The organism is Pseudomonas siliginis (genome assembly GCF_024072275.1).
Lineage (GTDB): Bacteria > Pseudomonadota > Gammaproteobacteria > Pseudomonadales > Pseudomonadaceae > Aquipseudomonas > Aquipseudomonas siliginis.
The window spans coordinates 3,234,010-3,249,233 of sequence record NZ_CP099598.1 but is presented as its reverse complement, the minus strand read 5'-3'; the positions used below and the strand labels follow the sequence as shown (position 1 = coordinate 3,249,233).

12 protein-coding genes are annotated in these 15,224 nt (G+C 59.4%); 6 read left to right on the top strand and 6 right to left on the bottom strand.

The annotated features are described in order from the left end of the window. Position 1 precedes the first annotated feature (1 nt). On the top strand, positions 2-520 hold the full coding sequence (locus NF676_RS14905) for a DUF4946 domain-containing protein (RefSeq protein ID WP_236169079.1): 519 nt from the start codon (positions 2-4) through the stop codon (positions 518-520). Between the two features lie 215 nt (positions 521-735). Here NF676_RS14905 and NF676_RS14900 read toward each other — a convergent pair whose 3' ends face one another. Together NF676_RS14900 and NF676_RS14895 are read right to left on the bottom strand one after the other, a co-directional pair. Then, positions 736-1,101, bottom strand: a complete 366-nt coding sequence (locus NF676_RS14900; protein WP_041480175.1) for a histone-like nucleoid-structuring protein, MvaT/MvaU family — start codon at positions 1,099-1,101, stop codon at positions 736-738. 227 nt (positions 1,102-1,328) lie between these two features. Continuing rightward, entirely contained in the window at positions 1,329-2,864 is a 1,536-nt protein-coding gene (locus NF676_RS14895) for an EAL domain-containing protein (protein ID WP_252886300.1), read from the bottom strand. A gap of 351 nt (positions 2,865-3,215) precedes the next feature. Here NF676_RS14895 and hppD point away from each other — a divergent pair, with 351 nt between their 5' ends. After that, positions 3,216-4,292 (top strand): 4-hydroxyphenylpyruvate dioxygenase, encoded by a 1,077-nt coding sequence (hppD, locus tag NF676_RS14890; RefSeq protein WP_016774910.1) that lies wholly within the window; start codon positions 3,216-3,218, stop codon positions 4,290-4,292. A 173-nt stretch (positions 4,293-4,465) separates the two neighbouring features. Here hppD and rarD read toward each other — a convergent pair whose 3' ends face one another. Beyond that, positions 4,466-5,347, bottom strand: coding sequence for an EamA family transporter RarD (gene rarD / locus NF676_RS14885; protein ID WP_056789655.1), 882 nt, complete (start codon positions 5,345-5,347; stop codon positions 4,466-4,468). A 289-nt stretch (positions 5,348-5,636) separates the two neighbouring features. After that, on the bottom strand, positions 5,637-6,947 hold the full coding sequence (locus NF676_RS14880) for an MFS transporter (protein WP_252886299.1): 1,311 nt from the start codon (positions 6,945-6,947) through the stop codon (positions 5,637-5,639). Between the two features lie 171 nt (positions 6,948-7,118). On the opposite strand from NF676_RS14880, the gene NF676_RS14875 reads away from it, so the two are divergent. From NF676_RS14875 to NF676_RS14860, 4 genes are all read left to right on the top strand, one after another. Then, entirely contained in the window at positions 7,119-8,240 is a 1,122-nt protein-coding gene (locus NF676_RS14875) for a sugar diacid recognition domain-containing protein (protein WP_150635138.1), read from the top strand. 238 nt (positions 8,241-8,478) lie between these two features. Then, entirely contained in the window at positions 8,479-9,618 is a 1,140-nt protein-coding gene (locus NF676_RS14870) for a glycerate kinase (RefSeq protein WP_150635139.1), read from the top strand. 305 nt (positions 9,619-9,923) lie between these two features. Continuing rightward, positions 9,924-11,549, top strand: a complete 1,626-nt coding sequence (locus tag NF676_RS14865) for a methyl-accepting chemotaxis protein (RefSeq protein ID WP_150740940.1) — start codon at positions 9,924-9,926, stop codon at positions 11,547-11,549. A gap of 41 nt (positions 11,550-11,590) precedes the next feature. Then, entirely contained in the window at positions 11,591-12,778 is a 1,188-nt protein-coding gene (locus tag NF676_RS14860) for a pyridoxal phosphate-dependent aminotransferase (protein ID WP_056789670.1), read from the top strand. Positions 12,779-12,927: 149 nt separating this feature from the next. On the opposite strand, the gene NF676_RS14855 is transcribed toward NF676_RS14860, so the two are convergent. Together NF676_RS14855 and NF676_RS14850 are read right to left on the bottom strand one after the other, a co-directional pair. Next, entirely contained in the window at positions 12,928-13,890 is a 963-nt protein-coding gene (locus NF676_RS14855; protein ID WP_252886298.1) for a 2-hydroxyacid dehydrogenase, read from the bottom strand. A gap of 13 nt (positions 13,891-13,903) precedes the next feature. After that, positions 13,904-15,202: an MFS transporter gene (locus NF676_RS14850; protein ID WP_186569106.1), complete on the bottom strand. Its 1,299-nt coding sequence runs from the start codon at positions 15,200-15,202 to the stop codon at positions 13,904-13,906. Positions 15,203-15,224: the final 22 nt, after the last annotated feature.

The following is a 15,224-nucleotide window of genomic DNA, read 5'->3' as shown; positions in this document are numbered from 1 at the left end:
AATGATCCGACTGTTCAAATCCGTGTTTGTTTTTTTTGCTTTGTCATTGGCCGTGGTTTTCCCGGCCATGGCCGAACCGAGCATCACCTGGCCGGCGGGCTGGAAGGTTGAAATGTTGCCGGATACCGCGCCGCCAGTCTCGCGGCAAAGGGCGGTGAAGCTCGATGCCGACGGCAATCAGGTGATGGTGATGGAGTTGACCATGACGCAAGTGGAGGCGGGGCATCAGGTCAATTTGCAAGGCGTGTTGCTGGAGATGCGCAAGTCCATCCAGAAGGATTTCTTCCGCAGTGGTTATCAGAGCGTCTGCAACCGAATCCATCCGGCTGCGCTCGGATCATTGACCGGGCTGGAGACGACCTGCACGATCACCGAGAACGGCCGGCACGTATTATCACAAACGCTGGTGGCTGCCGTGGAAACAGACAAGGCTTATGTACTTTCATATGCCGGTCAGGCTGAGGTTTATAAGGCGAGCGCCGACGACATAGAGGCGGCACGTAACAGCCTGAAATTATAAACGTCCGTACTAACTCGCGGTGTTTTGAATGCCGGAAAGGATTAAGCACAAAGTTTGATTCATCGTTTGCAGCAACATCGCGCAGCAAAATGTTTAGCGTGATGACTCAGTAACGTTACACAATTTTCCAACTTGTTCGATGAAAATCATTTCATTTGTTAGATATTGTCAATAAAAAAGCCCTGCATCGCGCAGGGCTTTTTGTTGGCGTCAGATTAACCGCGCAACCATGAATCCACGGTGGCCGCACCGTACTGTTCTTTCCAGGCTTTCAGGCCGCGATGGTTGCCGCCCTTGGTTTCGATCAGCTCGCCAGTGTGCGGGTTCTGGTAAACCTTGACGACGCGGGCGCGGCGGGTCTTCGGCGCTGGGGCGGCCTGCAGACCGGACTTCGCCGGGTTCGGGTCGAGGATGGCGATGATGTCTTTCAGGCCTTTGCCATAGGTTTTCATCAGTCCCTGGAGCTTTTCTTCGAATTCGATTTCTTTCTTGAGCCCGGCGTCATTCTTCAGTGACTCCAGCTGTTTGAGCTGTTCCTGAAGGGCCTTTTCAGCTGCGCGAAATTCAGCGAGTCTGGACAATATCTTTACTCCAATAGTGTGTTTGGCTGATACCAACCGCAAACAAAGCTATAAGCCAAGAGCCTGGAAGCGACTCGGTGATAATTGGCTCACCTGTCAGTCTGGCTCAGGTTGAAAAAATTGTAGTAGTTAATGCGACAAGAGTAAATCCTGATGTTGTCGCCATGTAACAACAATGACTTTTTGTATCAATTTGGTGCGGTTGTTGGACGGGCTATGCTAATGAGTTAACGATCACTTAATGCGCTGATGAAATCCGCTGCCGGCATCGGTTTGGCAAACAAATAGCCTTGCATGAAATCTACCTGATGCTCCGTCAGGTAATCGGCTTGGGCCTGTGTTTCGACACCTTCGGCAACAATGGCCAGATCCAGCTTTGCCGACAGTTCAATGATGGAGTCGAGAATATGCCGTGATAGCGCATCGATGCCGATCATGGCGACAAAGCTCTGATCGATCTTGAGAAAGTCGACCTTGAAGGCGCGCAAGTAGCCGAGGCTTGAGTGGCCAGTACCAAAATCGTCGATCGCGATTTTCACTCCAAGTGCGTGCAATTGCTCAAGCAGTTGCAGGGTCATGTCGTTCGGTTCGATCAGCTCGCGCTCCGTCAATTCCAGCACCAGCTCGACGCTGCCGGGCGCAAACGCCGCCAGGAGGTCGCGACAGTCTTTGACCAGTTCCAGATCCTTGCAATGGCTGGCAGTGATGTTGATGCCGATATGGAAAGGTTTGGCGAAGACCGCAGAATGCGGTCCCAGCAGGGCGGCAGTCTGTTGCATCAGCGCGCGGGTCATCGGCACGATCAAGCCTGAATGCTCGGCAAATGGAATGAACAGATCCGGGCGTACGAGGCCCTCTTTCGGGTGATTCCAGCGCATCAGCACTTCAGCGCCGGACCACTGCTTGCTGTCACCGTGAACCACCGGCTGGAAATAAGGAATGAATTCCCCGGCCTCGAGTGCGCGAAGCATTTCGTGACTGGGCGAGTTCGAGCGTTTCTGCACGACATGGCCGATGGCGCCCGAGATCACGCCGAAAAATATCAGCAGGCTGAACAACGGCGGATAATTGGCCGCCATGTAACGCCAGGTTTCTCCTTCGGGAAAACCCGCCGACACGTTGAAACCGTATCGTTCGGATTCGAGCATGCTATGCGCGACCGGCAAAGCGGGCAGGGGCCCTTGATGCACTCTGCCGTCGGCGGACAGCCAGTTATCGCCCACCTGCAACATCAGTAATGCCTGGCGGCCGATCAGGCGCAGGATGTTGCTCAGGTGATAACCATCAAGCGTGGTCAGCGCGCCGCCACGACCGTCGCTGAGGCGGTAGATCAACAATGCCGTGTCGGGGGTGACGGGATTGCCGTTCATCAACCACAGTTTGCCTTGATGATAGTCCCCGGCATTGACCGCTTCCTTGAACTGCCCGAACAGTGAGCTGCAGTAGAGCGTGTTGTCCCAGACCAGATTGGTCGAGCGCACGAAGGGGCGGCGGGTCACTTGTTCGCGCAGGGCCAGTTTCACGTCTTCGCAATTTTTCCCGGCCAGAGGCAGCAGAACCCGAGCGGCTTCTCCCGTGTTGTCGAGCATCAGATCGAACTGTTGCAACGCTTGTTCGGCCGTTTCCCCGGCACTTTGCTCCAGCGTTCGTTTTGCCTGCATATAAAGAATCCCACTGCCCAGCACGATTGGCAGCAGACCGCTGAGCAAAGTCACGGCGATTCGGGTGCTGCGTTTGCGGCGGGATCTGTGGGTCAATGGCATGGGCACATCCTGTGGTTTAGAAATCCGACCCGATAAACAATTGGGCCAGAGGGGAGAATAGATGGCAGATGGCGCTTGTGCCGTAGGTAAAAAAGCGGATTTTATACATAGGGCAGACAGGTCTGGTTACGCTGTGTAGAATCGGGTTACGCATACAATAATAATCGTCTTCTGGCAGCAGAAGCCTCGCCCGCAAGAGCCTTGGGTCGACAATGAAGATATTCGGGTTTCAACTGATCTACGGAGACTTCCTCGCGCGCAGCGTGCGTGGCATCTCCTGCGCGCCGCCCTCCACATCACTTTCCTGACAAATAACCCTGGTTAATTGATAAGAAATGATGAGGCGTCACCATGGCAGATTTATACGAAAACCCAATGGGTCTGATGGGCTTTGAATTCATCGAGTTCGCAGCGCCGACTCCTGGCACACTGGAGCCGATCTTCGAGATCATGGGCTTCACCAAAGTCGCGACCCACCGTTCCAAGAACGTGCACCTGTATCGTCAGGGCGCAATCAACCTGATCCTCAATAACGAACCCAACAGCGTCGCCTCGTACTTCGCCGCCGAACACGGCCCGTCCGTTTGCGGCATGGCGTTTCGCGTGAAGGATTCGCAGAAGGCCTACTCGCGCGCGCTGGAGCTCGGCGCCCAGCCGATTCACATCGAGACCGGTCCGATGGAACTGAACCTGCCGGCAATCAAAGGCATTGGCGGCGCGCCGCTGTACCTGATCGACCGTTTCGGTGAAGGCAGCTCGATCTACGACATCGACTTCGTGTTCATCGAAGGCGTTGATCGCAACCCGGTCGGTGCCGGCCTGAAGATCATCGACCACCTGACCCACAACGTTTATCGCGGTCGCATGGCCTATTGGGCGAACTTCTACGAGAAGCTGTTCAACTTCCGTGAAATCCGTTACTTCGACATCAAAGGCGAATACACCGGCCTGACCTCGAAGGCCATGACCGCACCGGATGGCATGATCCGCATTCCGCTCAACGAAGAGTCGTCGAAGGGCGCCGGGCAGATCGAAGAGTTCCTGATGCAGTTCAACGGTGAGGGTATCCAGCACGTTGCGTTCCTCACCGACGACCTGATCAAGACCTGGGATCAACTGAAGAAAATCGGCATGCGCTTCATGACCGCGCCGCCGGATACCTACTACGAAATGCTCGAAGGTCGCCTGCCGAATCACGGTGAGCCGGTCGATCAGCTGCAATCGCGCGGTATCCTGCTCGATGGCGCATCGGAGCAGGGCGACAAGCGTCTGCTGCTGCAGATTTTCTCGGAAACCCTGATGGGGCCGGTGTTCTTCGAATTCATCCAGCGCAAGGGCGATGATGGTTTCGGCGAGGGCAACTTCAAGGCCCTGTTCGAATCGATCGAGCGTGACCAGGTGCGTCGTGGTGTGTTGACCACCGAGTAATCTGAAACGAAAAAATCCCGGCCTGCAGAAATGCAGGGCCGGGATTTTTTTGCTTCATACAAAACCTGTGGGAGCGAGCCTGCTCGCGAATGCGGACTTTCATTCAACAGTCATGTTGACTGGTCTGACGACTTCGCGAGCAGGCTCGCTCCCACATTTGTCTTGTGTTGCATTCAAGAGCGGCGTTGGCGCATCAAGTGTTTGAAGCCTTCGAACACCAGCACCACAACCGCCAGCCAGATCGGGATGTAAGTCAGCCACTCGCCCGACTTGATGCTCTCTCCCAGCAACAATGCCACCGCGAGCAACAGCACCGGTTCGACATAACTCAACAACCCAAACAGACTGAACGGCAGCAAGCGGCTGGCGATGATATACACCACCAGCGCAGACGCACTGATCAGGCCGAGCAGTGGAATCAGCCACATCAGCCCCGGATATTGATCGAACACGGCCAGGCCCTGTTCGCCGCCCTGCACAAACCAGTAGGCGACCGGCAGCATCAGGGTCATGTCGACCCACAGGCCACCGAGGTTGTCGGTTTGCAGGTATTTGCGCAGTACGAAGTACAGCGGATAACCGACCACGACCATCAGCGTCGCCCAGGAAAATCCGCCAACCTGATACAGCTCGTTCAACACGCCAAGACTGGCGAAAAATACCGCGATTTTCTGCAGGTAAGACAGGCTCTCGCCATAGGCAATCCGCCCGGTCAGCACCATCGCCAGTGGCAACAGGAAATAGCCCAGTGATACATCCAGGCTGTAATCATTGAGCGGTGCCCACATGAACAGCCACAGCTGAACCCCGAGCAGGGCTGAAGAAACCAGCAGCCCGGCAATCAGCTTCGGCCTGGCTGCCATCAATCGGAACAGCTCCAGCACCCGCCGCCATTCCCCGGAAACCAGCATGAACACCGTCATGCACGGCACGGTCAGAAGCATGCGCCAGCCGAAGATTTCCACGCCGCTCAGAGGGGTCAGCAGCGACGTGTAGTAATACATGACGGCAAACAGCACGGAGGCTGAAACCGATAGAGCGATACCTTTAGACAAACTGTCCTCGCGACGTGATGGTTGAACGGGGCGCGCAGGATACGTGGTTTTTGTGCTGAATATTGAGCGGATGCTCATTATTTCCCACATCCTGGAGCCAAGCACAAAACCTGTGGGAGCGAGCCTGCTCGCGAAGAGGCCAGCAGATTCAGCATAGATGTTGCGTCGGCTGGCGCTATGCATGATTGCATCGCTTAAACGCAAAAGATCGCAACCTTCGGCAGTTCCTACAGGGAACGCATTCCACAGTAGCTGCCGAAGGCTGCGATCTTTTGATCTGCGCGTCTGATTAGGCCCGCAACCTCCCCGTCATCCGCAACGCCAGCAGACTCCCGCCGACGATCACCGCCGCCAGCACGTACAACGCTGCATCCGTCGAACCCGTGCTGTCCTTGACCCAACCCACCAGGTACGGGCTGAGGAACCCGGCCATCTGCCCCATCGAGTTGATCAGCGCCAGCCCACCAGCCGCTGCGCCCGCGCTCAGCATGGCGGTCGGCACCGGCCAGAACATCGGCAGACCGGTCAGTGCGCCCATGGTCGCTATGGTCAGGCCGAGAATCGCAATCGCCGGATTGGCCGCGAAATTCACCGCGATCACCAGCCCGACAGCGCCCATCAGCATCGGTACCACCAAGTGCCAGCGGCGCTCCTTGCGCAAGTCCGCCGAGCGGCCGACGACCAGCATGAACACCGCCGCGAGCAGGTACGGAATCGCACTCAGCCAGCCGATCACCAGGTTGTCGCTGAAGCCGAGGTTCTTGATGATCGACGGCAGCCAGAAGTTGATCGCGTACACGCCGCTCTGGATGCAGAAATAGATCAGGCCGAAGGCCCAGATCGCTGGGTTCTTGAACACCGCGAGCAGCGAGTCGGTGGCGGTTTTCGGTTTGTTGGCGAGGTCTTCGGCGTGGTCGGCTTCGAGCACCGAACGTTCATGGGCGGTCAGCCATTTGGCATTGGCGAAGCTGTCGCTCAACAGGAAATACGCCAGTGCGCCGAGGATCACCGTCGGAATGCCTTGCAGGAGGAACATCCACTGCCAGCCGGCCAGGCCACCCTGGCCAGCGGCGAAGTGGTTGAGAATCCAGCCGGAAAACGGGCTGCCGAGCAAACCGGAGACCGGGATTGCCGACATGAACAACGCCATGATCCGGCCACGGCGGAAGGTAGGGAACCACTGCGAGAGATACAGCACGACGCCCGGGAAGAACCCGGCTTCAGCGGCACCGGTGAAAAAGCGCAGGGTGTAGAACTCGGTCGGGGTGGTGACGAACAACAGGCAGGTCGACAGCGTGCCCCAGGTGATCATCATCAAGGCAATCCAGCGCCGAGGACCGAAGCGGGTCAGTGCCAGGTTGCTCGGCACGCCGCACAGCACATAACCGATGAAGAAAATCCCGGCGCCGAGGCCGTACACCGTTTCGCTGAATTTCAGTGCATCGAGCATCTGCAGTTTGGCGAAGCCGACGTTGACCCGGTCGAGGTAGTTGAACAGATAGCAGATGAAAATGAAGGGAATCAAACGCAGGGTGATGCGTTTGTAGACGGCGTTTTTACCGTCGTCGATGGTCTGGGTAGCTGCGGCGCTCTGCGACATAGCGGCTCTCTCTTTATTATGATTTTTTGCGATGCAAAGGGTAACGTTGATCGCCCTGAGAGTCTCGGCCACCTTTGGCCGGATTGTCTTTGTGCCTGAGCACAGGGTTTGCCGCCAGACCCTGTGCGGCTGAACAACCGTTCGTGCCTGAACTGAAGGATTGCCGCCGCTATGTTCGAACTCGATCACGACCTTGCCCAAGACATCGTCGACCGGGCCATGGCCATTTTGCCGTACAACGTCAATGTCATGGACAGTCAGGGCCTGATCCTCGGCAGCGGTGAACCGGAACGCATCAACACCCGGCATGAAGGCGCGCAACTGGTGCTGGCCAACGGGCGTGTGGTGGAAATCGACGCGCAGACGGCGGTGCATCTCAAAGGTGTGCAACCGGGGATCAATCTGCCGCTGCTGCTCGATCAGCGCTTGATCGGCGTGCTCGGCATCACCGGCGAGCCGGAGCAATTGCGCACCTACGCCGAGCTGGTGCGCATGACCGCTGAAATGCTGGTCGGCCAGCGCAACCAGCAGGCCGAGCAACAATGGCGACGGCAGCGTTGCGATGATCTGCTGGCGTTGCTGCTGAGCGAGGCGGGGGATTCGCCGCGTCTGATCGATGAGGCGCAGCAACTAGGGCTCAAGCCGCAATTGACCCGGGTGCCGTATTTGTTTGAGCTGGGTCTTGAGCACGGCCCGGGGCAAACCGTCGAGGCACTGAGTGCGTGGCTGACCTCGCGTTACCCGGACAGTTGGTGCGTGAGTTCGGCGAAGTCTTCGTTGTTGTGGTGTCGCCCGGCGAGCCAGAACGTCGAGCATGATCGCCTGCTGGAAAAACTCGATGGCCTCGGCTGGAAGATTTTGCGCATCGCCGTCGGCGGGCAGGCGGATGGTCTGGCCGGGTTGCGTCGCTGTTACCGACGAGTCGGCGATTTGCTCGCTTATGGTCGTGACGTGCTGCCGAATTCGAGACTGCTGACGCTCAATCGTTATCGCTTGCCGGTCATGCTGTGGCGTCATCGCAACGATGATGCGCTGGACGAACTGCTCAAGCCGCTGCGCCAGGTCATCGCCAAGGACAGCAACGGCCAGTTGCTTGCGACCCTGCGCAGTTGGTGCGAGCACGACGGGCAGAGTCAGGCCTGTGCCGAGGCGTTGGGCATTCATCGCAATAGTCTGCGTTATCGCATGGAGCGGATTGCCGAGTTGAGCGGGGTTGATCCGTTGAAGCTAGATGGGATGCTGGCGTTGTATCTTGGGGTGCAGCTGCTGCCGCAGACTGATCCATTGCCATGAGTTGTCCTTGAGGCCGCCATCGCTGGCAAGCCAGCTCCCACAGGTCAGAAGGCGTTCATAACTTCCATAGTCACCGCAGAACCCTGTGGGAGCTGGCTTGCCAGCGATGAGGTCGGTACGACCAACACATATCTTTTGTGGAAATGAACAATAAACGTCGACGCCACTTGTGCAGCCGACCGGCGTCAACGCTCACGACCGCTGGCAGCATGAATGCCACTGCAACCGGAGAATTCCCATGAAGATCGTCATCGCCCCCGACTCGTTCAAGGACAGCCTGAGTGCCCAAGGCGTTGCCGAAGCCATTGCCCTCGGACTGGCGCAGGTCTGGCCGCAGGCGACGCTGATCAAATGCCCGATGGCCGATGGCGGCGAAGGTACGGTCGAGTCGATTCTCGCAGCCTGCGAAGGTGAGTTACGCCGCACCCGCGTGCGCGGTCCACTGGGCGCGCCGGTCGAAGCCGCATGGGGCTGGCTGCCGCACAACCACACCGCGATCATCGAAATGGCCGAGGCCAGCGGTCTGCAACTGGTCCCGCCGGGACAGCGCGATGCCTGCATCAGCAGCACCTTTGGCACAGGTGAATTGATTCGTGCAGCGCTGGATGCCGGCGCGCAACGGGTGATTCTGGCGATTGGCGGCAGCGCGACCAATGACGCCGGCGCCGGGGCGATGCAGGCGCTGGGGGTGAAGTTGCTGGATGCGCAGAATCAGTCGCTGGTGCCCGGCGGCCTGGCCTTGGCGCAACTGGCGCGACTGGATCTGAGTGGACTTGATCGACGTCTGGCCGATGTGCGTTTCGACATCGCCGCTGATGTCAACAATCCGCTCTGCGGCCCTCACGGCGCCTCGGCCATTTTCGGCCCGCAGAAAGGCGCATCGCCTGCGCAGGTTGAGCAGCTCGATCAGGCGCTGGGGCACTTCGCCGAGCTTTGCGCGCAAGCATTGGGCAGGGACGTGCGCGATGAACCGGGCAGCGGCGCGGCGGGTGGTCTGGGGTTTGCGGCCAAGGCTTTTCTCGGTGCGCAGTTTCAGGCGGGCGTCGAGGTGGTAGCGGAACTGGTCGGGCTCGCTGACGCGGTCAAGGGTGCGGATCTGGTGATTACCGGAGAAGGCCGCTTCGATGCGCAAACCCTTCGCGGCAAAACGCCGTTCGGTGTTGCGCGAGTTGCCAAACAACACGCTGTGCCGGTGATTGTGATCGCCGGGACCTTGGGCGAGGGCTACCAGGAACTCTATCAACACGGCATCGACGCCGCTTTCGCCGTGACCAGCGGACCGATGACACTCGAACAAGCCTGCGCCGAAGCACCGCGCCTGCTGCGTGAACGCGCCACCGATATTGCTCGGGTCTGGCAACTCGCCGCCCAACGCTGATCGGCTTGCCTATGTAGGAGCTGTCGAGTGCAACGAGGCTGCGATCTTTTGACTTTTAAAAGCAGGATCAAAAGATCGCAGCCTCGTTGCACTCGACAGCTCCTACCAAGGGCAGCGGAGCAGTTTTTGATTGTTGCCACGTCCTGAAAAATATTTACCGCAGACCCGAAACCTTCCTCAAGCCTGGCCGATACAACGGTCAGGCGCACACAAAACCACAACTCAGTGCCGCCGGACTGTCGCCCGCTATGGGCCAGTGCTCACGGCATGGACGCTCGCAGTTTCTTTCTTTCGAGAGTCCGACCATGTCCCTGCGTAACCTGAATATCGCGCCCCGTGCTTTCCTCGGTTTTGCCTTTATCGCCTTGTTGGTGATTGTCCTCGGCGTGTTCGCGGTCAGCCGCATGACGGTCATTCGTCAGGCGTCGGTCGACATGGACACCAACCAATTGCCAAGCGTGACCCACCTCAGCGTGGTCACGGAAAACGTCCTGCGCATGCGCATTCTCTCGTTCCGTGTGCTGGTCAATCGCGAACCGGCCAGCCTGCAAGAGGCAGAAACCCGCATCGCGGTGCTCGTCGACAAGGTGCGCAAAGCGCAGGCCAGCTACGCTGCGTTGCCGGCAGGCCCTGAAGAGCGCGCGGTCTTCCAGACGTTTTCGACGACGCTCGATAATTACCTGCAAGCGCAGAATCAGATGATTGAGCTGTCGCGCAAGGGCGATCTGGAAGCGATGCGCGCGTTGATCAACACGCGCATCAAGGAAGGCACCGATCAGATGGGCGAGCAGCTCAACAAGCTGATCGGCATGAATACCGCCGGGGCCAGAGCGGCGGCCATTAAGGCCGGTGAAAACTATGACAGCGCCATCACCGGGATCATCATCGTCGCCGTGATTGCGGCGCTGGCCACCGTGTTGCTCGCCTGGTTGCTGACCCGCAGCATCGTCACGCCGCTCAACCGCGCCGTGCTCGCTGCGCAAACCATTGCTGGCGGTGACCTCAGTAAAGCCATCGAAGTCGACGGCAAGGACGAACCGGCGCGCCTGCTCGAAGCCTTGGCCGCGATGCAGACCAACCTGCGCAAAACCATCGAGCAGATCGCCGGTTCCGCCACGCAACTGGGCGCCGCTGCCGAAGAACTCAGCGCGGTCACCGAAGAAGCGTCGCGCGGGTTGCAGCAGCAGAACAACGAAATCGAACAGGCCGCCACGGCCGTCAACGAGATGACCGCTGCGGTGGAAGAAGTGGCGCGCAATGCCGTTTCGACTTCCGAAGCTTCCAATCAGTCGACCCACGCCGCCCGCGAAGGTCGCGATCAAGTGGTGAAAACCGTCGACGCGATCCAGACCATGACCCACGACGTGCAGAACACCGCGCAGATGATCGAAGGCCTCGCCGCGCAGGGCCGTGACATCGGCAAGGTGCTGGACGTGATTCGTGCCATCGCCGAGCAGACCAACTTGCTGGCGCTCAACGCTGCGATTGAAGCCGCGCGTGCCGGCGAGGCTGGCCGTGGCTTTGCCGTGGTGGCTGATGAAGTGCGAGCCTTGGCCCATCGCACCGCGCAGTCGACCCAGGAAATCGAGAAAATGGTTGCCGGCATCCAGAACGGCACTGGTGAAGCGGTCTCCTCGATGCAGCAAAGCAACCAGCGTACCCAGTCCACTCTAGAAATGGCCCGCGCGGCTGGCGTGGCACTGGAGCAGATCACGCAATCGATTCACCAGATCAACGAACGCAACCTGGTCATCGCCAGCGCGTCGGAAGAGCAGGCGCAAGTCTCGCGCGAGGTCGATCGCAACCTGGTCAATATTCGCGACCTCGCCACGCAATCGGCCGCCGGGGCCAACCAGACCAGCGCCGCGACCCACGAGCTGTCGCGACTGGCAGTGGATTTGAACGCGATGGTGGCGCGTTTCGTGATTTGAGATACGGTGAAGGCTGGAAACCGCGCTAACAGGAGACGTACATGCGCTATTCAGCCTTGACCCAACGAATCGCCGGGGAGGGTGCCGCTGCCTGGCAGATTCACGACCGAGCGCTGGAACTGCGCGCCGAGGGCGTTGATGTTTTGTTGTTGAGCGTCGGCGATCCGGATTTCGATACGCCGTTGCCGATCGTCCATGGCGCGATCGATAGCCTGTTGGCCGGCGATACCCATTACGCCGATGTGCGTGGGCGGTTTGAGCTGCGCAGGCTGATTGCCGAGCGTCATCGCCAGCGCAGTGGTCAACGGGTTGATCCTGATCAGGTGATTGTCCTGCCCGGCGCACAATGCGCGGTGTACTCGGTGGCGCAGTGCCTGCTCGATCCGGGCGATGAAGTGATCGTCGCCGAGCCGATGTACGTCACTTACGAAGGTGTGTTTGGCGCCTGCGGTGCCAAGGTGATTGCGGTGCCGGTACGCCCCGACAACGGTTTCCGTGTCGACCCGGCCGATGTTGCCGCGCGCATTACCCCGCGAACGCGCGCCATGCTGCTCAACAGTCCGAACAACCCCAGCGGCGCGAGTTTGCCCTTGCTGATCTGGCAGGAGCTGGCAGCGCTGTGCATTCGTCATGATCTGTGGTTGATCAGCGATGAGGTGTACAGCGAGCTGTTATATGAAGGCGAGCACATCAGCCCGGCGAGCCTGCCGGGCATGGCCGAGCGCACCGCGACGATCAACAGTCTGTCGAAATCCCATGCGATGACCGGTTGGCGTATCGGCTGGATGATCGGCCCGAATGCCTTGGCCGAGCATCTGGTGAATCTGTCGCTGAGCATGCTCTTCGGTCTGCCGGATTTTGTACAGAAGGCCGCGCAAGTAGCGCTGCAAAGTGATCTGCCGGAAGTCTCTCAGATGCGCGAGGAATACCGCTTGCGGCGCGATCTGGTGTGCGAGCGTTTGCACGGTTGCCCTGGGTTGCAGCCGATTCGCCCGGATGGCGGCATGTTCGTGATGGTCGATGTGCGCCAGACTGGCCTCGGCGCCCAGGCATTTGCCGAGCGCTTGCTGGAAGGTTACGGGGTATCAGTGTTGGCCGGTGAAGCGTTCGGGCCGAGCGCGGCGGGGCATATTCGCATCGGGCTGGTGGTGGATCGGGTCAAACTGGCGGATGCCTGCGCGCGGATTGCGTTGTGTGCGGTGCAGCTGTTGCAGGCGCGCAGTGCCTGAGGGTCTTGCATTGCCTGAACCGGCGCCTTGCTGATCGTTCCCACGCTCCGCGTGGGAATGCCTCTAGGGACGCTCCGCGTTCCAACTTTCGGAAGGGACGCGGAGCGTCCCGGGCTGCATTCCCACGCTGAGCGTGGGAACGATCAGCATCAAGGATTCACCAGATTCGCCGGCCGCTGTCCATTCAACGCCGCCAACAGATTCTCCACCGCACACCGCGCCATTGCCTCACGCGTTTCATGAGTCGCCGAGCCCATGTGCGGCGTCGCCACCACGTTGCTCAACTGCAACAACGGCGAGTCATGATTCAACGGCTCGCGCTCGAACACATCCAGCCCCGCCGCGCGAATCCGCTTGCTGCGCAACGCCTCGATCATCGCCGCCTCATCAACCACCTTTCCCCGCGAGATATTGATGAAAATGCTTTCCGGCCGCATGAGCGCAAATTGCTCGGCGCCGATCAAACGTTCGGTCTGCGCCGTCAGCGGCAAGGTCAGGCAAATGAAATCGGCCTGCTGGAGCAACTCTTCGAGGCTGCGATATTGTGCGTCGAAACGCTCCTCGACCGCCGGTTTGCGCGACTGGCTGTGGTAGATCACCGGCATGCCGAAACCGAAATGCCCGCGCTGGGCCAAGGCTTCGCCGATTCGGCCCATGCCGATGATGCCCAGCGTCTTGCCGTGCACATCGGTGCCGAAATGCGCCGGGCCGATGTTGCGGCTCCACTGCCCGCCACGGACCATGTTCGCCAGTTCGACCACCCGCCGCGCGGCAGCGAGGATCAGGGCGAAACCGGTGTCGGCGGTGGTTTCGGTGAGCACGTCGGGGGTGTTGGTCAGCAGAACCTTGCGCCGATTCAGATACTCGATGTCGTAGTTGTCAACACCCACCGAGACGCTGGCAATCGCCTCCAGCTGCGGCGCCAGATCGAGCAACGCCGCATCCAGTTTCAGGCTGGCGCCGAGCAAACCGTGGGCGCGGGGCAGGGCATCGCGCAACTGCATGAGGCCATCGGCGTCGAGGCTTTCGATCAGCGTCACGTCAAACTGCTCTTGCAGGCGCGCCATCAGCGCGGGCGAAAGTTTCTTGTACAGCACGACCTGTTTTTTCATGGCAAAAGTCCTTTCAGGAATGCGCCGGCACACGCGGTGTGGCGGCGGCTTTGGCGACGACGCGATCACTGGCGCCGGGCTTGAGGAAAATCGTCAGTACCACCGACAGCAGCAGCGCGCCGCTCATCAGCAGATAGGAAGCGCCGGGCGAACCGGTGGAGCTGTTCAGATAGCCGACCAGATACGAGCCGCCAAAAGAACCGAGCGCGCCCATGCTGTTGATCAGCGCCATGGCGCCACCGGCAACGTTGGCCGGCAGGATCTCCGGGACGATGGCGAAGAACGGCCCGTATGGCGCGTACATGCAGGCGCCGGCAATGACCAGCAGCGTGTACGACCACCAGAAGTGTTCGGCGCCCAAGGCATAAGAGCCGTAGAACGCGATGGAGGCGATCAGCAGCGGCGGCCAGACGAAGCGTTTGCGCTTCTGCAATTTGTCCGAACCCCACGACACCGCGAGCATGCCGATCACGGCCGCCAGATACGGCAGCGCCGACAGCCAGCCAGCCTCGATCATGTCCATCTGCGCGCCGGCCTTGAGGATCGATGGCAGCCACAAAACGAAACCGTAGACGCCGATGCTCCAGCAGAAAAACTGCAGCGCCAGGATTATCACCTTCGGCGAGCGGAACGCCTCGGCGTAGTTCTTCACCGCTTTGATCCCGACCTGCTCAGCGGCCAGCGCGCTTTCCAGATCGTGTTTTTCCTGCTCATTGAGCCACTTGGCCTGGGCCGGGCGGTCGTCGGCCAGACGCCACCAGATAAACGCCCACAGCACCGCCGGCAGACCTTCAATGATGAACATCCAGCGCCAGCTGAAATGCTGCACCAGATAGCCCGACACCACCGACATCCACAGCATCGTCACCGGGTTACCGAGGATCAGAAAGGTGTTGGCCCGCGAACGTTCGGCACGGGTGAACCAATGGCACAGATACACCAGCATCGCCGGCATCACCGCCGCTTCGACCACGCCGAGCATGAAGCGAATGACGATCAGCCAATAGGCGTTGGACACCACGCCGGTCAACGTGGCCAGACCACCCCAGAGGATCAGGCTGACGAAAATCAGCTTCTTGACGCTGTGCTTTTGCGCGTAGATCGCGCCGGGAACCTGGAAGAAAAAGTAACCGAGAAAGAACAGCGCACCGAGCAGCGAGGACAGACCCGGTGTAATCATCAGGTCTTCGGCCATGCCCGACGCGGCGGCAAAACCGTAGTTGGCGCGATCAAGATAGGCCAAGCTGTATGTGATGAACACAATCGGCATGATGTACCACCAGCGGCGGGTGGCGAGGGTTGCAGTTTTCATCGGTGTGACTCCTGAGCTTGTT